The sequence below is a fragment of the Stutzerimonas kunmingensis genome (genome assembly GCF_002929225.1).
GTDB lineage: Bacteria > Pseudomonadota > Gammaproteobacteria > Pseudomonadales > Pseudomonadaceae > Stutzerimonas.
On sequence record NZ_PISM01000022.1, the window covers coordinates 761185 to 777817 of the forward strand.

Sequence of the window (16633 nt, forward strand, 5' to 3'; positions counted from 1 at the left end):
GTGCCAACCTCAGGAAGACCAAAAATGCTCAATCAGATGAAACGGACCTTGTGTGCGGCGGTGGCTCTCGGCCTGGCGACGACTGTTGGCGCCGCCGCGGCGCAGGAAGGGCAGGGGCTGACCCTCGATAAGCCGGCGAAGATCGCCATGCTCTACATCAGCCCGCGCAACGACGGCGGCTGGACCCAGGCCTTCGACGAGGCGCGGCAGAAGCTCGAAACCGAGCTGGATACCGAGATCCAGTACGTCGAGAGCGTGCCGGAGAACGCTTCTTCTATCCGCCCAGCCGTGGACCGGCTGATCCAGCGTGGCGCCAACGTCATCATCGGCACCGCCTTCGGCTATTCGGACACCTTCAAGGAGCTGGCCGACAAGTATCCGGACGTGGCCTTCCTCAACGGCTCGGGCACCACCAATAGCGGCAATCTCGAATCCTTCTACGGGCGCACTTACGAGAGCCAGTACCTGTGCGGCATGGCGGCGGGCGCGGCGTCGAAGACCGGCAAGCTCGGCTTTGTCGCGGCCAATCCCTTCGGTCAGGTGAACTGGACGATCAACGCCTTCGCCCTGGGCGCCCAGCAGATCAACCCGGACGCCACCGTCACCGTGGTCTACACCGGCGCCTGGAACGATCCGGTCAAGGAACGCGCCGCCGCCATGGCGTTGATCGACGCCGGCGCTGATGTGCTCGGCCAACACGTCGATAGCCCGACACCGCAGATCGTCGCCCAGGAGCGCGGCGTGCACGGCACCGGCCACCACCGAGACATGCGCGAGTTCGCCCCGGACGCCACCGTCTGCTCGTCGGTCTGGGTCTGGGACAAGTTCCTCGCCCCGGAGCTGAAGAAGATCAGCGCCGGTAACTGGACGCCACCGGAAAACGGCGCGCTGCTGTCCATGGCCGAAGGCGGCACCGACGCGGCCTGCTGCGGCCCGGCGGTTTCCGAAGCAGACAAGGCGAAGATCATGGCCGCCCGCGAAGAGCTGCTCAAAGGCGAGAAGAAGATCTATGCCGGGCCCATGGTCGACCGTGACGGCACCGAGCGCATCGCCGCCGGCGAGGTCATGGCCGACCCTGCGCTGTGGCAGATGGACTGGTTCGTCAAGGGAGTGATCACCCAGCAATGAGCAACCTCAACGCGATCCAGCTGACCGGGGTGAGCAAGTCGTTCGACGGCTTCATGGCCCTGTCCCAGGCAGACTTCACCGCCAACTGGGGCGAAGTGCACGCGCTGCTCGGCGAGAACGGCGCAGGCAAATCCTCGCTGATGAACATCGCCGCTGGCTTGTACGCACCGGAAAGCGGATCGCTGTTGATCAATGACAATGCGGTGCGGCTCAGCGGCCCGCGCGATGCGAGCCGCTACCACATCGGCATGGTTCATCAGCATTTCAAGCTGGTGAAGCCTTTTACCGTGGCCGAGAACATTCAGCTGGCCCTGCCCGAGGGGCCGGGCAACCACGCTTTCGCGGGCAGCCATCGGCAGCGCTTGGCCGCATTAGAGCAGCGGATCAGCGACAAGGCAGCAGAGCTGGGTTTCACCATCGACCCGCAACAGGTCACCGAGTCACTGTCCGTGGCCGAGCAACAGCGGGTGGAAATTCTCAAGGTACTGCTGGCGGGCGCACGGATATTGATTCTCGACGAGCCGACAGCGGTGCTGACCGATGGGGAAGCCGAGCGCCTGCTGGAAACAGTGCGTGCTTTTGCCCGCCAGGGCGCGGCGGTGATCCTGGTCACCCACAAGATGAGCGATGTGAAACGCTTTGCCGACCGCGTCACCGTGATGCGCGGCGGGCGGACGATTCAAACCCTCGATCCGCAATCGGTCTCGGTGCCCGAGCTGGTGCGTCTGACCGTGGGTGATTCCGCGCCGGCCAGCGAGTATCAGCCGGCGACACCGGGCGAGGTGCGGCTGCAGGTGCGTAATCTCAGATCGACCGGCGCGGGCGGGCATGGCGCACTCAATGGCGTGACCCTGAGCCTGCGCGCGGGCGAGATCTACGGCATCGCTGGCGTCGGCGGCAACGGCCAGAGCGAGTTGGCCAATGTGCTGATGGGCTTGCCGGAACCCTGCGAAGGCGCGTTGGAATTGACCGGTTTTGGCGATCTGCGCCGGGCCAGCCCTGAGCAGCGCCGGGAGTTGCGCATTGCCTCCATCCCGGCCGACCGCTACGGCACGGCGCTAGCTGGCGAGCTGTCGGTGGCGGAGAACTTCGGTGTCGGGCAGATCCATAGCGGCCGCTATGGCTCGTTCTTCAATCTCCGGCGCAAGCGTCTGGAGGCAGAGGCCGCCGAGGCGGTGGCCGGGTTCGATGTGCAGGGCGTGCGCTCGCTGAAGCAGAAGGCCGCGCTGCTCTCCGGCGGCAACGCACAGAAGCTGGTGATCGCCCGCGAGTTTTCCCGCGACCCGCAACTGGTGCTCGTGCACAGCCCCAGTCGCGGGCTGGACGTACGCGCCACCGCTGCCGTGCATGGCCGCCTGCGCGCCGCCCGCGATGCCGGCGCGGCCGTGCTGGTGATCAGCGAAGACCTCGACGAAGTGCTGGCCTTGGCGGACCGCATCGGCGTGATGAACGCCGGGCGCATTGTCGCGGAATTCGACCGGCCCGCGGATCGTCAGGCCATTGGTAGGGCGATGGTCAGTCACGGACAGCTTGGTCAAGGAGAGCAGGGCCACGCAGAGCTAATAGCTGAAGGGGCAAGCCATGAATGAACAGGTACACCCCGTGATCGTGGAGCAAGCCGCGCAAGCGGCGAAACAGCCCAAGCCGCCGTTGCTGTCGCGGCGTTACGCACTGGAGATCCGCCAGCAACTGGCCTGGCATCGGCAGGCTGCGATCATCGGTCTCGCCCTGCTGCTGGGACTGGGCATTTCCGCCGCCATCCTGATCGCCGCTGGCGTGCCGGCCGGCGAGCTGCTCAATGAGTTCGTCATTCTCACGGTGTTCGATGCGCAGAGCCTGAAAGCGGTCTTGTTTCAGGCCTCGCCGATGATCCTCGTCGGCCTGGCCGGTTGCATGGCGTTTCGCGCCAAGTTCTGGAACCTCGGGCTTGAGGGTCAGATGATCTGGGGCGCCATCGGAGCGACGGCAATCTCGCTGTTCGAGATCGGCCCGCAGGCGCTGCGTCTGCCCTTGATGCTCGCAGCGGCGATCTTTTGCGGGCTGCTCTGGGCGCTGGCGCCGGTGTTGCTCAAGCTGCGGCTAAAGGTTAACGAGATCATCTCGACACTGATGCTCAACTACCTGGCGATCAACTTCCTGCTGCACCTTTTGTACGGAAGCTGGAAAGACCCGAAAAGCTCGTTCCCTTATTCGCCGCAATTCCAGCCGTTCGAGCGCCTGCCCGAGCTGTTCGACGGCATCAGCGCGGCAGTGCCGCTGGCCGTGTTCGTCGCGTTGCTGGCGCTATGGTTTCTCGGCATTTCCCGCGCCGGGCTGTACCTGCGCTTCGTTGATGCCAACCCGCGGGTGGCGGGCGCGGTGGGCGTGCCGGTGCAAAAGATGATCATCGGCACGGTGCTGGTTTCCGGTGCCATGGCCGGGATCGCCGGATTTCTCGTCACTGCCGGGCAGGAGGGGCGGCTGACCCAGTCGTTCTATCAGGGCTACGGCTTCTCCGGAATTCTCATCGCCTTTCTTGCGCGCAACAACCCTGTGGCGGCGCTGGTGGTGGCGCTGTTGATGGCGATGCTGTTCGTCGCCGGGCGCAGCCTGCAGGTGTTCTACCAGATCCCGTTTTCCATGGTGCAGTTGATCCAGGCGATCCTGGTGATCTGCGTCGCCTCCTCGGATTTCTTTATCCGCCACCGTATCCGCCGCGTTCAGGGAGGCGAAAGCTGATGGACATGATCGCCAACTGGCTAGGCAACACACCGGACTTCGCCGTGCCTTTCGCCATAGCGGCGCTGGGGCTGATTCTCACGGAACGGGCGGGCGTCCTGGCGCTGGGCGCCGAAGGGCTGATGCTGGTGGGCGCCCTGGCCGGGATTGGCGCGCAACTGGCGTTCGGCAGCCACGGCACTTCGCTGCTGATGGCGATGGGCGCGGCTGCCGTGGTGTCGCTGTTGTTCGCGCTGATGGTGCTGGTGCTGCGCATCAACCAGGTGATCGCAGGGCTCGCCTTGGTATTTTTCTGCCAGGGCCTGACCGGCTTGCTCGGCACGCTGCTGGACTGGACCAACAAGCCAATCAAGGGGCTGGGTGCGGTGGAGCTGTGGCCGCTGTCGGAGTTGCCGCTGCTGGGCAAGGTCTTTGTTCAGAACCCGCTGGTGTTCATGACGCCGCTGATCTTTCTTGCCGTGGTCTGGTTTCTCACCCGCACCACTACCGGCCTGCGGATGCGCGCGGTCGGGGAGAACCCGCAGGCTGCGGATGCAGCAGGGATTTCCGTGCTCGGTTATCGGCTCGCAGCAATTCTCGCGGGTTCCGCGCTGATCGGCCTGGCCGGCGGTTATATCTCGGTGCTCAGCACCAAGCTGTGGATCGCCGACATGACCGGCGGCCGTGGTTGGATCGCCGTAGCGCTGGTGATCTTCGCGCGCTGGTCGCCCTGGAAGGCCCTGGCCGGTGCGCTGCTGTTCGGCTGCATCGAGGCGCTGATCCCGCAGCTGGCCGCTGCCGGGGTGCGTCTGCCGCAGTACTTCGTGCTGATGACGCCCTACGCCGTGACCCTGGCGGTGATGATCTGGGTTGCCAGCGGCAAGAACGTTTCCGGCAATCAGCCGGGCGCTCTGGGTATTCCCTTTATCCGCGAGGAGCGCCGCTGAGGGTCACGGCGCTTATTGCGCCGGGCTCTGGTCGCTGGAGCGGCAAGTGATCTCCGCGTAGGGCTCGTCCGGCGAATAGTCCCCAGGCACCCGCTCGGTGCGCTGGGTATTTGGCGCGACGGTGAAAACCGGCGACGCCGAGGTATCCGAGCGCGCGTCATTCGGTACATGGAACTCGCAGGTGATCTGGCCGCCCGTGCGGTTCATCACCTTCACCGCCCGCACGCCAAGCAGCTCGCCTTCGACCCCTTCGGATTTGGCCGGCACGCCCATTGGGCTGATCTCCACATCGAGGCCGTTGAGGTGGGTGACCACTTCCGGCGGCGGCGTTTGTGCGAACGCCAGCGGGGCGCAGAGCGCCAGACCGCAGGCGAGAAATAGCTGCTTGCTCATTGAAACCTCCAATATTCGGTCCCCGTTAGAAGAGCTGGCCGGGGGTCGGTTCGATCGCTGCGCCAATCAATGATTGCAAATGATTAGAAGCGTCAAAAAAATGGTTGGCATGATTTGTGATGGCTCAAAGCCATGATTGATCTTGCCGTGCTATTTGCGCCGTGTTGAACTGCAGCCGTCGCCAATGTTACGTGCACTCCTCCCGAGGGTGGCTGAAGTGACTAGGTATCTGCTTCTGGCGTTGCTGGCATTTGCAGGTGGTGCAGCGGCAACGGCCGATGTAACGCTCGAGCTCGACGCAGCCGAACGTGACTGGCTGGCCGGCAACCGCTCGGTCAGCATCTGTGTCGACCCGGACTGGCTGCCGTTCGAGATGCTCAATGCCCGCGGGGAGCATGAAGGGATCGCTGCCGACCTGCTGCGGCTGGTAGCACAACGAGCGGGGCTGCAACTGGATATCGTGGCGACCAGCGACTGGGGCCAGTCGGTGGCATTCTCCCAGGCCGGCCGCTGCCAGCTGCTCAGCTTCCTCAACCAGACGCCCGTGCGCGATACCTGGCTGATCTTCACCCAGCCGCTGTTCACCGACGCCAACGTGGTCATCGCGCGGGAAGATCATCCGTACGTAGCCGATCTGTCTGCTCTTGATGACGTGACCGTCGCGCTGCCGGTCGGCACCTCCGTCGAGGAAAGCGTGCGGCGGGACTTCCCCCGGTTGCGCGTCATCAGCACCGACACGGATGCCCAGGCGCTGGCGCTGGTGAACGAGCGCAAGGCCGACCTCACCGTGCGCTCGCTGACCGTGGCTGCCTACACCATTCGCCGCGAAGGCTGGTTCAATCTGAAGATCGCCGGGCAGCTGACGAGTCTCGACAATCAGTTTCGCATCGGCGTGCTGAAGAGCGAGCCGGTGCTGCGCGACATCCTGGACAAGGCGATCGCGACGATCACGCCGGGCGAGCTGAACCAGATCGCCAACAGGCATGCGCCGATTCGCGTCGAGTCGGGCACCGACTACCGTCTGGTCGTGCAGATCGTCGTGGTCTTTTCGGTGATGCTGCTGACCAGCCTGTTCTGGATCGGCCGGCTGCGTCGGTTGAACGAGCAGCTGCAGGTCAAATCGCAGACCGATCCGCTCACCGGCCTGGCCAACCGCGCCGCCCTGGATCGGCGTTTCGCCAGGGCGCTGGAGCAGGCGCGGCGTTACAGCCGGCCGCTGTCGATCGTCATGCTGGATATCGACCACTTCAAATCCATCAACGACGAGTTCGGTCACCAGATGGGTGACCGCGTGCTCAAGGAGTTTGCCGATCTACTGGTTGGTTTCCTGCGCGGCAGTGATGCCGTGGGCCGCTGGGGTGGCGAAGAGTTCCTTCTGCTGTGCCCGGAAACCAGCAGCCAGCAGGCCGCGGCGTTTGCCGAGCGCCTGTGCGAGCAGTCGCGGGCGCTGTCTTTCAGTACTGGCCATACGCAGACCCTCAGCGCCGGTGTCGCCGAGTTGAATGCGACGGATACGGTGGACAGCCTGCTGCGCCGTGCCGACGCCGCGCTGTACCGGGCCAAGCATGAGGGCCGGGACCGCGTCTGCTGCCATGCGCCGGACGAGCAGGTGAGCTGAGTGGCGGTGCTCAGTGCTTGCCGGGCTTGCGTAGGCGCACGTAGAGGTCCTTGCCGCCGGTGGCGCTGCTGCCACGGGACTCCAGGTCGAAGCGCTTGGGCTGGTTGGCGATCAGGTCGCTGAGCTTCTTGCAGCCATACAGCCGCGGATCGAAGGCCGGACGCAGCTTGCTGATGTTCTGTCCGAGGGTGCCCAGCTGAATCCAGTCGTCCTCCTCGGACAGGTCGTCGAGCACCTTTGCGATGAAGTCCACCGGTACCTGCTGACATTTGATGGTGTCGCCCTTGTCGCCGGCCTTCGGCGGCTTGCTGGTTTCTTCCACCTGAGCGGCGGCTGCGGCGAGCTTTTCCGGTGACGGTGGCTCGGATGTCGTTTTGGCGGCATCGGCGCGCAGGATTTCGGTGTAGATGAACTTGTCGCAGGCAGAGACGAAGGGCGAGGGCGTCTTCTGCTCACCAAAGCCATACACCGTCAGGCCCTCTTCGCGGATGCGTGCGGCCAGACGAGTGAAGTCGCTGTCGCTGGAAACCAGGCAGAAGCCGTCGAAACGCCGCGTGTAGAGCAGGTCCATGGCGTCGATGATCAGCGAGCTGTCGGTGGCGTTCTTGCCCGAGGTGTAGGCGAACTGCTGGATCGGCTGGATCGAGTAGTCGAGCAGCACCTTTTTCCAGCTGCCGAGGTTGGGTTTGGTCCAGTCGCCGTAGATGCGCTTGACGCTGGCGACGCCGTATTTTGCGATTTCCTCGAACAGCCCTTCGACGATGGCGGCGGGCGCGTTGTCGGCGTCGATCAGCACGGCGAGGTGCTTCTGCTTGTTCGAACTGTTGGGCTTGCTGGCCATGCTTCTTCCCTGGACTGGAGATCGCCCGACCATAACGCCGACCACCGTGCCCTGGCCATAGCGGCGTGCTGCCAACGCCTGCCGAACTCGGTTAGCATGCGCGGCTTTGATCACATGGATTGCGGTGCATGGAACAGCGAGGCACGCTGAAAAGCTGGAACGACCAGAAGGGCTTCGGCTTCATTCGCCCGGAGCAGGGCGGTGAGGATGTCTTCGCGCATATCTCGGCCGTGCATGGTGAGCGTCGGCCGCTGGTTGGTGATCGTGTGCTCTACGTGTCGGGGCGCGATCCCCAGGGCCGGCTACGTGCCGAGCATCTGCGGCTGGATGCGCCGCTGACGCTGGACCAGCCAGCGATTCGCCAGCGCCCGGGCAGTCAGCGCAAGCCGGCCGAGCAACAGACCCGTCCGCGCGCGACGGCGCGGGCCGCTGGCAAGCCTGCGCGCCAGTTGGTCGCCGGCAACATCCAGCAGCTTCCCCTCAAACTGGTGCTGTTCGGGCTGCTCTGTCTGCTGCCGTTGGCGGGCAGCCTCCTGCGCCTCGGTGCGGTGTTGCCGTTGGCGATCTATGCCGTCGCCAGCCTGCTGACCTTCGTCCTCTACTGGCGCGACAAGCACAGCGCGCTGAAGGATCGCTGGCGCACACCGGAAACCACACTGCATTTCTTCGAGCTGGCCGGCGGCTGGCCGGGTGCGCTCGTGGCGCAGCAGGTCTTTCGCCACAAGACCCGCAAGCTGAGCTATCAGCTGGCGTTCTGGCTGATCGTGGTGCTGCACCAGGCGTTCTGGATCGATCTGCTGTTCGTTGGTAGCGGCTTTACCCGCGAGCGGCTGGACTGGCTGTTGCGGCTGCTGTGAAACGCGAAAGCCCGGCGAATGCCGGGCTTTCGGACGAGCATCGCGGCTCAGACTTTTCTGACGAACTCGGACTTCAGTTTCATCGCGCCGATGCCGTCGATCTTGCAGTCGATATCGTGGTCGCCGTCGACCAGGCGGATGTTCTTCACCTTGGTGCCGACCTTGACCACCAGCGACGAGCCCTTGACCTTGAGGTCCTTGATTACCGTGATGGTGTCGCCATCCTGCAGCGTGTTGCCTACCGAGTCCTTGATCACCTTGTCGCTTTCGCTCGCGGCAGCCGCGCCGTCGGTGGCGGACCACTCATGGGCGCACTCGGGGCAGACCAGCATCTGGCCGTCTTCGTAGGTGTATTCGGAGTTGCATTTGGGGCAGGGTGGCAGCGAGCTCACGGCAGATCCTCAGGGGGCGGGATGCGGAAAGCCGTGCATTGTATAAGGTTTTGTTACAAATTTGGGGCCGCCGTGGAATCCAGGCTGACCGGACTCCACGTGGTTTCACGGGGTAGCGCTTACTTCACGGCGGTGAGGCGCTCGTTGCCAGCGCGTAGCTCGCTGTAGCGATGTTCCAGTTCGCGGCGGATTTCGCGGCGCTGGTAGGCCTGGGCGAAACGACGCTGCTGTTCAGGCGTCTTCGGGTTGAGCGGCGGTACCGCTACCGGTTTGCCGTCTTCGCCGAGGGCGACCATGGTGAAGAAGCAGCTGTTGGTATGGCGCACGGTCTTCTCGCGAATGTCTTCGGTGACGACCTTGATGCCGATCTCCATCGAAGTGGTACCGGTGTAGTTGACCGAGGCGAGGAAGGTGACCAGTTCGCCAACATGCACCGGCTGGCGGAACACCACCTGATCCACCGAGAGGGTGACGACGTACTGCCCGGCGTAGCGGCTGGCGCAGGCGTAGGCGACCTCGTCGAGATACTTGAGCAGCGTGCCGCCATGTACGTTGCCGGAAAAATTGGCTTTGTCCGGCGTCATCAGCACGGTCATGGTCAGCTCTGCATGTCCATCTAGCATGGGGGTTACGGCTCCTCGGTGGTGAAGGGTTGCTACTTTAGTCGAATGCCTCCTTCCTGTCTGGCGTTTCCAGCAAAACGCTTCATCGATTTTTTCTATCGTCAATGCGGCAAAGGCGCGCACTTCTGTCATTTGGCGGAAAAAGCGCCAGCTACGGCATGAGTGTCATATTGCTGTCTCAGGTCCGGCGGCGACATGTGACGCGGCTCACGGATGGCGCCGGCGCCTCGCACAACAGCACTTTTGTTGACCTGTGCCGGGGTCCGCTGGCTTGGCGCTTTTTATAGTCGGATGCCCAAAAAATCCTAATGGCCTGTGGGGTGAGTGGGTCGAGGCAAGATCGGATGAACATGGCTCCGAGACAAGGCGCTGCGACACAGTATCGGGGCCATGGGCGCCGAAATTGACCAACTGAACCCTAACAGGCCACTAACTACTTCAAGTAACGGATGCCTCCTCATGCGTACGCTCGCTCTTGCCCTGCTCGCCTGCTTCGTTCCGCTGACTCATGCCAGCGAGGCGGTCGTCGAGCGCTTCAACTACGTCATGGCCGATGAGCAACGGCGCGAGCAGGCCAGCCTGGCCGGTCAGGAACGCGCCGTGTTCTGTTCCTATTGCCACGGCGAAACCGGCAACAGCAAGCGCAAGCACATTCCCAATCTTGCCGGGCAGAATCCGCGATACCTGTTCCACGCCTTCGAGAAGTTCGCCAGCGGCGAGCGCACCGACTTTGTCATGTCCAAGCTGGCGCAGAATCTCAGCATGGAGGAGCGGGTGAACATCGCGGTGTTCTTCAGCCAGCAGAAGGTCAATCCGCCGGAAGGTGCGACGGATGCAGCCTTGCGCAATACCGGCGAGAAGATCTTCCAGACCACCTGCACCGGCTGCCATGGCGCGCATGCGGAGGGCATGGAGACCATGCCGCGGCTGGCCGGACAGCCCGACGAATACATCCGCAAGGCATTGACGCGTTTCCGCGAGAACGATCCCAGCCGCGCAGGTTCGGTGATGATTGGCGTCGCCGCGCAGCTTTCCGCGACAGACGTGGAGGCGCTGGCGGCCTATCTCTCGCAGCTGAAGCTGACGCCGGCCGAGGAGATGGCCAACATCAACCGTTTGCGCAACGTTACAGCCGCCGCTCAGTAACGCTGGATCTGCGCCGGCGTGCGGCGCATCAGTACTTCGCCATTGCGCACCGAAAGCAGGGCATGGCCCTGGGTGCGCAGCATCTCGTAGTCGTCCGGCGCCGACAGCACCAGCAGGTTGGCCGGGCGCCCCACTTCCAGTCCGTAGCGCTCGCCCAGGTTCAGCGTCCGTGCGCTGTTGCCGGTGATCAAGTCCAGGCCGCGCTGCAGGTCCTCGTAGCCGAGCATGTGACAGATGTGCAGCCCGGCTTCGAGGATGCGCAGGATGTTGCCGTTGCCCAGCGGATACCAGGGGTCGACGATGGAATCCTGACCGAAGCAGATGTTCATCCCGGCGCGGTCGATCTCGGCCACACGGGTCAGGCCGCGGCGCTTGGGGTAGGTGTCGAAGCGGCCCTGCAGGTGGATACTCTCGGTCGGGCAGGAAACGAAGTTGATCTTCGACATCTTGAGCAGGCGGAACAGCTTGGAGCAGTAGGCGTTGTCGTAAGAGCCCATCGCCGTGGTGTGGCTGGCGGTGACGCGCTCGCCCATCTCGCGCACACGGGCTTCCTCGGCGAGCACTTCGAGAAAGCGTGACTGTGGGTCGTCGGTTTCGTCGCAATGCACGTCCACCATGCAGCCGCTGCGCTCGGCCAGGTCCATGAGGAACTTGATCGAGCTGACGCCCTGGTCGCGGGTGTTCTCGAAGTGCGGAATGCCGCCGACCACATCGGCGCCCATGGCGATCGCCTCGGTCATCAACTCGCGACCGCCCTTGAACGACTCTATGCCCTCCTGTGGGAAGGCGACGATCTGCAGGTCGATCAGGTGGCGGGTTTCCTCGCGCACCTCGATCATCGATTTGAGCGCCGACAGCGTCGGGTCGGTGACGTCGACGTGGGTTCGCACATGCTGGATGCCGTGGTCGACCAGCATGTCGATGGTCTTCTTCGCCCGCGCCTTGGTGTCCTCGTGGGTCACCAGCGCCTTGCGCTCGCCCCAGCGTTCGATGCCCTCGAACAGCGTGCCGCTCATGTTCCATGCCGGCTCGCCAGCGGTGAGGGTGGCGTCCAGGTGAATGTGCGGCTCGATGAAGGGTGGCACCACCAGATTGCTGGCGGCGTCGATGTCGCCCTCGTTGGCTTCGGCTGGTGCCTGCTGCGCGCTGATGGAAGCGATGCGTGCGCCGTTTAGTTCGATGCGGTAGAGGCCGCTGCGGCCGCGCAGGCGGGCGTTGAGGATGTTCATGGTGACTCCTTGATCAGCGTGCGTCGGTTTGCGTCAGCACCGTGCGCGACAGGGCCAGGCGCTGACCCTCGTACAGCACAATATAGGCTGCGGCGGCCACCAGTATGCCGACGATGGGCGCCACCCAGGGCGAGAAATAGGCGCAGGCGGCGCCCAGCACATAGGCCGCCAGGCCCAGGCTGTTGTATTTCGGCAGGCGCGCCTCGGCCAGTTTCGGGTATTGCCCGCGATGGCGGTAGAAGTAGTCGGCCATGATCACGCCGCCGATGGGCGGGATGATCGAGCCGAGCAGGATCAGGAAGGGGATCAGCAGTTCGTACATGCCGCCCAGCGCCAGCAGCGTGCCGACGAAGGCGCCGCCAAGGGTCACCAGGCGGCGGCGCTCGGTGCGCAGCAGGTTGCAGCCGGCCGCGGCGAAGTTGTAGATGGTGTTGTCCTGCGTGGTCCAGAGGTTGAGAAAGAGCATCACCACCGCGGCCATCGACAACCCCTGCAGCACCAGCACTTCGACGATATCCGGCTGCTGGTAGACGATTGCTCCGTAGGCGCCGGCAACGATCATCAGGCCGTTGCCGATGAAGAAGCCGATCAAACTGGCCCATACCGCGACCTTGCTGCTGCGGGCGAAACGCGTCCAGTTGGTGGCCTGGGTCGCGCCGCTGACGAAGGTGCCGAAGATCATGGTGATGGCCATGCCGAGGGTAAGGGTGTCGCCCGGTTGCACGGCGAGCAGGCCGTCCAGCCCGCCAATGTCACGGGTGGCGGTCCACAGCGAGGCAATCAGCAGAATCAGCATCGCTGGCACCGCGATGCGCGAGAGCAGGTCGAGGCCCTTGTAGCCGACGAAGGCGGTCAGGCAGAAGCCGAAACCGAACAGCACCATCAACGGCAGCGTCCAGCTTTCCGGCAACTCCAGCAGCCGCACCAGGACGATGGCGATGGTCGCCGTGCCCCAGGCATACCAGCCGATCTGGGTGAAGCCAAGCAGGAAGTCGGACAGCCGGCTGCCGACTTCGCCGAAGCAGAAGCGCCCCATCAGTACCGAGTTCAGCCCGCTGCGGCAGGCGATCAGACCGAGCACCGCGGCATAGGCGCCGAGCAGCAGATTGCCGATCACCGCTGCCCAGAGCATGGTCTTGAAGTCGAAGGCGAGGCCGATCTTGCCGCCGGCGAACATGGTGGCGGTGAAGAAGGTGAAGCCGAACAGCAGGATGGAGGTGGACCACAGCCCCTTGCGCGCGCCGGCTGGCACTTCGCTCAGGGGGTAGTCGGTATCGACGGGCTGTTTCATGGTGGATGCTCCGCAAGGTGGATGCAGCCAGATTGCAGATGCCATGCCATTGCTGACCGATCGGCCAACTCGGCGCGCGGCGCGATGACGTGGTCATCAAGGCTGGCTCGTGCTGGTGCAACGAGCTGGCTGCGCGCACCGGAATGGCGCCCTAGCGCGAAGCTCCCACAAGCGGAGCGACATTCTCTCCCCTGCTGGCCAGCGAGTGCGATCCCGACCAGCGCAGCGAAGCCGGGCAGGCTCCCGCGATGTACGCGGCGCTGTTCCAGCGCGAGGCATCGCTCCAGGTGCTGCGCGAGCGCGGTGCGAACCTGAACGCGGCGGGCCCCGCTGGGCAACAGCGTGGAAAGCCTGGCACGCGGGGAGATCTGCACCCGCTGATGGGTTTGGCCCGGCCCCTTAGTAGCTCTTGTAGGGCAGGAACTTGCCCGACAGCACGACGTTGACGCGGTCGCCCTTGGGGTCGCTCTGGCGCTGGATATCCATGGAGAAGTCGATGGCGCTCATGATGCCGTCACCGAACTCCTCGTGGATCAGCTCCTTGATGGTGGTGCCGTAGACGTTGACCAGTTCGTACCAGCGGTAGATCAGCGGGTCGGTCGGCACCGCGGTGGGCAGCGAGCCCTTGTAGGGAGCGATCTGCAGCCAGGCGACGGCTTCGTCGGAGAGTTCGAAGAGCTGCCCCAGGGTTTCCGCCTGGGCCTTGTCGAAGGCCATCTGACCGAGGCAGCCGGCGGTGGTCCACTCCTTGGACATGCCGATGCTTTCGGCGACATGCGCCCACTTCAGGCCCTTGCGCACCTTGGCGGAGACGATCATCTGGGTGACCTGTTCACGACTGCTGATCATGGCGAATCCTCATCTGGCGAATGCGAGTCAATGGCCGCACGGGCGCGGCGGGCCTCGGTCGATGCAGGTTCGGTGCCAGGGGATTCAGTCGTATTCGGCCGCCTCGTGCTCGCCGAGCAGACGACGCTGGCGCGGCGTGGCAGCGGCAAGCACCGCGGGGTTGAAGCTGAAGTGCAGGTAGGGCGAGAACTTCTGCGCCACCATGCGCCGGCCGTAGTGGATCTGCAGCAGGTAGCGACTGCGCTCGGCGGTGCGGTTGCGACTGCCGGCGTGCCAGAGGTCGCTGCGAAAGAACAGCAGGTCGCCGGCCTGGTACAGCACTGGCTCAGGCGCGCGGCCGTGCCACTGCGTTTCGCCTGGGCGCGGCTTGCGCCCGGCGCGGTGGCTGCCGGGAATCACCAGGGTCGGGCAGAGGTCGGCGTCGATGTCGTCCAGGTACAGGTGCGCGGTGCAGACCTGCATCGGCAGCTCGAAGGCGGGGTCGGCGAGCAGGCTTTCCGGCAGCTCCATGGCCAGGTAGTCGGCATGCAGCTCGCCGCCGATAAAGCCCGGGCGGCTGCGCCAGGCGGTCTGGCCGATGATGTGGCAGTCCGTGCCGAGCGCCGCCTCGGCCAGTTCGATCACGCCGGGCAGATCGAGAAAGCGCAGCCAGAACGGCGAGCGATTGAAGACGCACTTGAAGTGATCGTCGACCAGGCCTTGGTAATCCCAGTGGATGGGTTCGAGGCCATCGATGGCTTCGCGCAGCTCCGTGATCGTTGGCGGATCGATCACCGCAGGCAGCAGCACGAAGCCCTGTTGGTGCAGGGCGGCGAGCTGTTGCTGGAGATCGCTGGATTCAGGCATGGCGGTAAACGGTCGGACGACTATCGCTCAGCATAGGCAGCGTGGGCGCCCGTTGAAAGCCGGCTGAAAGCTTGCCGCGCTACTGTGCCGGCGCTGCTTCGGCAGCCAGCTGCGTGGTCACGAGCCGCGCGACTGTCTCCTCGCTCCGGCGTACCCGGCGGCGTCGCCAGAAGCGGCGTCACCGGCGCGCACCTTGCCTAGTTCGAAACCACCCGTGCGATGGCCTTGGCCAGCGCATCCAGGCGCTCGGCATCCAGTCCGGCGACGTTGGCCCGACCGCTTTCCACCAGATACACCGAATCCTCGGCACGCAGCCGGCGTACCTGCTCGGCGGTCAGGCCGGTGTAGGAGAACATCCCGCGCTGCTGGGCGATATGCGCAAAGCGCTCGGCCAAGCCGTAGGGCATCAGCGCCTCGACCAGACCGCCGCGCAGGCTGGCGATGCGCCGGCGCATGCGCTCGACCTCGTCCTGCCAGATCTGCCGCAGCGGCTCGTCGGCGAGGATCGTCGCCACCACCGCAGCGCCGTGGGATGGTGGCGTCGACCAGAGGTTGCGTGCCAAGGAGGCTAGCTGGCTGCGTACATCGAGCAGGCGCTCGGCATCGCTGGTGACGGCGATCAGCGCGCCGGTGCGTTCACGGTAGAGGCCAAAGTTCTTCGAGCAGGAGCTGGTGATGAGCATTTCCGGCAGCGTTTCGGCGAACAGTCGAACTGCCCAGGCGTCCTCTTCCAGTCCGTCGCCGAAGCCCTGGTAGGCGAAGTCGAACAGTGGCAGCAGCTCGCGCGCACGCACCACCTCCAGCACCCGCAGCCAGTCGTCGTGATCCAGATCGAAGCCGGTGGGGTTGTGGCAGCAGGCGTGCAGCAGCACCACGTCGCCGCATGGCACCTGCTGCAGTGCGGCGAGCATGTCGTCGACATCAAGGCGGTTCTCGGCACCGACGTAGGGGTAGTGCTGCACGCGCAGGCCGGCGGCGGCGAACAGGGTTTCGTGAATCGGCCAGGTCGGATCGCTCAGCCAGATGCTGCGCCCGGGCAGGCACTTGGCGATGAACTCGCCGGCCAGGCGCAGTGCGCCGGTGCCACCCGGCGCCTGGGTGCAGCCGGCTCGCTGCTCGCCAAGGGCAATGGCGCGGCTGCCGAGCACCTGACGCAGCAAAAGGACGCCGAACTGGGCGTCGCCGTGGCCGCCGATGTAGCTCTTGGTCTGCTCGCTGTCCACCAGGCGCTGCTCGGCCAGCTTCACCGCACGCGGGATCGGCGTCAGGCCCTGGGCATCCTTGTAGACGCCGACGCCCAGGTCGAGCTTGGCCGGGTTGGGATCGGCGCGATACAGGTCCATCAGGCCAAGGATCGGATCGCCGGGCACGCGAGGAATCTGGTCGAAGTGCATTACTTGCGGCCCTCCGCGCTGGCGGCGAGCTGGTCGGTACGCGCGGCCATGATGAAGTCGTTGCGGTGCAGGCCGCGCATCTCATGGCTCCACCAGGTGACGGTGACCTTGCCCCATTCGGTGAGCAGGGCGGGATGGTGGCCGACCTCCTCGGCGATGGCGCCGACGGCATTGGTAAAGGCCAGGGCGTGGCGGAAGTTGCGGAACAGGAAGACACGCTCCAGCTCCATGTGGTCGCCGCGCACTTCGATGTTCCAGTCGGGGATTTCGCGGATCAGTTCGGCCAGTTCTTCATCGGATACCTTGGGCGCATCGGCGCGGCAGGCTTCGCACTGGGCTTGGGCGAGGGCGGTCATCGTGTCGGTCCTTTTGTTTGATGATT

At 64.7% G+C, this 16633-nt stretch carries 17 protein-coding genes and 1 pseudogene; 8 read left to right on the forward strand and 10 right to left on the reverse strand.

The window, feature by feature from the left end:
* Positions 1 to 24: 24 nt before the first annotated feature.
* The 4 genes from CW305_RS22710 to CW305_RS22725 are packed head-to-tail and all read left to right on the forward strand — an operon-like array spanning position 25 to position 4772.
* A complete protein-coding gene (locus CW305_RS22710) occupies positions 25 to 1128 on the forward strand; it encodes a BMP family ABC transporter substrate-binding protein (RefSeq protein WP_104099066.1) in 1104 nt (367 codons plus the stop codon).
* Positions 1125 to 2717 (forward strand): ABC transporter ATP-binding protein, encoded by a 1593-nt coding sequence (locus tag CW305_RS22715; RefSeq protein WP_104099067.1) that lies wholly within the window; start codon positions 1125 to 1127, stop codon positions 2715 to 2717. Before CW305_RS22710 ends, CW305_RS22715 begins: the two co-directional genes overlap by 4 nt.
* Positions 2710 to 3846, forward strand: a complete 1137-nt coding sequence (locus CW305_RS22720) for an ABC transporter permease (RefSeq protein WP_104099068.1) — start codon at positions 2710 to 2712, stop codon at positions 3844 to 3846. The genes CW305_RS22715 and CW305_RS22720 overlap by 8 nt, the downstream gene beginning before the upstream one ends.
* Positions 3846 to 4772, forward strand: coding sequence for an ABC transporter permease (locus tag CW305_RS22725; protein ID WP_104099069.1), 927 nt, complete (start codon positions 3846 to 3848; stop codon positions 4770 to 4772). Before CW305_RS22720 ends, CW305_RS22725 begins: the two co-directional genes overlap by 1 nt.
* Before the next feature lie 12 nt (positions 4773 to 4784).
* Here the strand turns inward: CW305_RS22725 and CW305_RS22730 are convergent, their stop codons facing one another.
* The gene (locus CW305_RS22730; protein ID WP_023445046.1) at positions 4785 to 5165 is read right to left on the reverse strand and encodes a hypothetical protein; all 381 of its coding nucleotides are present in this window, start codon (positions 5163 to 5165) and stop codon (positions 4785 to 4787) included.
* A gap of 217 nt (positions 5166 to 5382) precedes the next feature.
* Between CW305_RS22730 and CW305_RS22735 the strand changes: the two genes are divergently transcribed.
* Positions 5383 to 6783, forward strand: a complete 1401-nt coding sequence (locus CW305_RS22735; protein ID WP_104099070.1) for a diguanylate cyclase — start codon at positions 5383 to 5385, stop codon at positions 6781 to 6783.
* 10 nt (positions 6784 to 6793) lie between these two features.
* On the opposite strand, the gene CW305_RS22740 is transcribed toward CW305_RS22735, so the two are convergent.
* Complete coding sequence (locus tag CW305_RS22740) at positions 6794 to 7624, reverse strand: NYN domain-containing protein (RefSeq protein ID WP_104099071.1); 831 nt, start codon at positions 7622 to 7624, stop codon at positions 6794 to 6796.
* Between the two features lie 128 nt (positions 7625 to 7752).
* Here CW305_RS22740 and CW305_RS22745 point away from each other — a divergent pair, with 128 nt between their 5' ends.
* The gene (locus CW305_RS22745) at positions 7753 to 8481 is read left to right on the forward strand and encodes a DUF1294 domain-containing protein (RefSeq protein WP_104099072.1); all 729 of its coding nucleotides are present in this window, start codon (positions 7753 to 7755) and stop codon (positions 8479 to 8481) included.
* Between the two features lie 47 nt (positions 8482 to 8528).
* Here CW305_RS22745 and CW305_RS22750 read toward each other — a convergent pair whose 3' ends face one another.
* Positions 8529 to 8873, reverse strand: a complete 345-nt coding sequence (locus CW305_RS22750) for a zinc ribbon domain-containing protein YjdM (protein WP_023445042.1) — start codon at positions 8871 to 8873, stop codon at positions 8529 to 8531.
* 119 nt (positions 8874 to 8992) lie between these two features.
* On the reverse strand, positions 8993 to 9496 hold the full coding sequence (locus tag CW305_RS22755; RefSeq protein ID WP_042927133.1) for an acyl-CoA thioesterase: 504 nt from the start codon (positions 9494 to 9496) through the stop codon (positions 8993 to 8995).
* 459 nt (positions 9497 to 9955) lie between these two features.
* Here CW305_RS22755 and CW305_RS22760 point away from each other — a divergent pair, with 459 nt between their 5' ends.
* Entirely contained in the window at positions 9956 to 10642 is a 687-nt protein-coding gene (locus CW305_RS22760; RefSeq protein ID WP_023445041.1) for a c-type cytochrome, read from the forward strand.
* Here CW305_RS22760 and codA read toward each other — a convergent pair.
* Together codA and codB are read right to left on the reverse strand one after the other, a co-directional pair.
* Positions 10636 to 11871 (reverse strand): cytosine deaminase, encoded by a 1236-nt coding sequence (gene codA / locus CW305_RS22765; protein ID WP_104099073.1) that lies wholly within the window; start codon positions 11869 to 11871, stop codon positions 10636 to 10638. The genes CW305_RS22760 and codA overlap by 7 nt on opposite strands.
* Before the next feature lie 13 nt (positions 11872 to 11884).
* The gene (codB, locus tag CW305_RS22770; RefSeq protein WP_023445039.1) at positions 11885 to 13162 is read right to left on the reverse strand and encodes a cytosine permease; all 1278 of its coding nucleotides are present in this window, start codon (positions 13160 to 13162) and stop codon (positions 11885 to 11887) included.
* A gap of 191 nt (positions 13163 to 13353) precedes the next feature.
* Here codB and CW305_RS23945 point away from each other — a divergent pair.
* Positions 13354 to 13543: pseudogene (locus CW305_RS23945) on the forward strand (ankyrin repeat domain-containing protein); the annotation flags it as partial.
* Between the two features lie 18 nt (positions 13544 to 13561).
* On the opposite strand, the gene cynS reads toward CW305_RS23945, so the two are convergent.
* The 4 genes from cynS to CW305_RS22795 form a co-directional block, all read right to left on the reverse strand.
* Positions 13562 to 14011 carry a cyanase gene (gene cynS, locus CW305_RS22780; protein ID WP_013984013.1) on the reverse strand — a complete coding sequence of 150 codons (450 nt, stop codon included), beginning with the start codon at positions 14009 to 14011 and terminating at the stop codon, positions 13562 to 13564.
* Positions 14012 to 14095: 84 nt separating this feature from the next.
* Entirely contained in the window at positions 14096 to 14857 is a 762-nt protein-coding gene (locus CW305_RS22785) for a phytanoyl-CoA dioxygenase family protein (RefSeq protein WP_104099074.1), read from the reverse strand.
* Between the two features lie 197 nt (positions 14858 to 15054).
* On the reverse strand, positions 15055 to 16251 hold the full coding sequence (locus CW305_RS22790; RefSeq protein ID WP_104099075.1) for an amino acid aminotransferase: 1197 nt from the start codon (positions 16249 to 16251) through the stop codon (positions 15055 to 15057).
* Positions 16251 to 16607, reverse strand: coding sequence for a 4a-hydroxytetrahydrobiopterin dehydratase (locus tag CW305_RS22795; RefSeq protein ID WP_011914586.1), 357 nt, complete (start codon positions 16605 to 16607; stop codon positions 16251 to 16253). Before CW305_RS22795 ends, CW305_RS22790 begins: the two co-directional genes overlap by 1 nt.
* Between the last annotated feature and the right edge of the window lie 26 nt (positions 16608 to 16633).

What these genes read in the sequence shown, in the direction of transcription:
- CW305_RS22725 (WP_104099069.1), top strand. Translation starts at nt 3,846, where the DNA reads ATGGACATGATCGCCAACTGGCTAGGCAACACACCGGACTTCGCCGTG.
- CW305_RS22740 (WP_104099071.1), bottom strand. Translation starts at nt 7,624, where the DNA reads ATGGCCAGCAAGCCCAACAGTTCGAACAAGCAGAAGCACCTCGCCGTG.
- CW305_RS22785 (WP_104099074.1), bottom strand. Translation starts at nt 14,857, where the DNA reads ATGCCTGAATCCAGCGATCTCCAGCAACAGCTCGCCGCCCTGCACCAA.
- CW305_RS22760 (WP_023445041.1), top strand. Translation starts at nt 9,956, where the DNA reads ATGCGTACGCTCGCTCTTGCCCTGCTCGCCTGCTTCGTTCCGCTGACT.
- CW305_RS22720 (WP_104099068.1), top strand. Translation starts at nt 2,710, where the DNA reads ATGAATGAACAGGTACACCCCGTGATCGTGGAGCAAGCCGCGCAAGCG.
- codA (WP_104099073.1), bottom strand. Translation starts at nt 11,871, where the DNA reads ATGAACATCCTCAACGCCCGCCTGCGCGGCCGCAGCGGCCTCTACCGC.
- CW305_RS22755 (WP_042927133.1), bottom strand. Translation starts at nt 9,496, where the DNA reads ATGCTAGATGGACATGCAGAGCTGACCATGACCGTGCTGATGACGCCG.
- CW305_RS22795 (WP_011914586.1), bottom strand. Translation starts at nt 16,607, where the DNA reads ATGACCGCCCTCGCCCAAGCCCAGTGCGAAGCCTGCCGCGCCGATGCG.
- cynS (WP_013984013.1), bottom strand. Translation starts at nt 14,011, where the DNA reads ATGATCAGCAGTCGTGAACAGGTCACCCAGATGATCGTCTCCGCCAAG.
- CW305_RS22745 (WP_104099072.1), top strand. Translation starts at nt 7,753, where the DNA reads ATGGAACAGCGAGGCACGCTGAAAAGCTGGAACGACCAGAAGGGCTTC.
- codB (WP_023445039.1), bottom strand. Translation starts at nt 13,162, where the DNA reads ATGAAACAGCCCGTCGATACCGACTACCCCCTGAGCGAAGTGCCAGCC.
- CW305_RS22790 (WP_104099075.1), bottom strand. Translation starts at nt 16,251, where the DNA reads ATGCACTTCGACCAGATTCCTCGCGTGCCCGGCGATCCGATCCTTGGC.
- CW305_RS22710 (WP_104099066.1), top strand. Translation starts at nt 25, where the DNA reads ATGCTCAATCAGATGAAACGGACCTTGTGTGCGGCGGTGGCTCTCGGC.
- CW305_RS22730 (WP_023445046.1), bottom strand. Translation starts at nt 5,165, where the DNA reads ATGAGCAAGCAGCTATTTCTCGCCTGCGGTCTGGCGCTCTGCGCCCCG.
- CW305_RS22715 (WP_104099067.1), top strand. Translation starts at nt 1,125, where the DNA reads ATGAGCAACCTCAACGCGATCCAGCTGACCGGGGTGAGCAAGTCGTTC.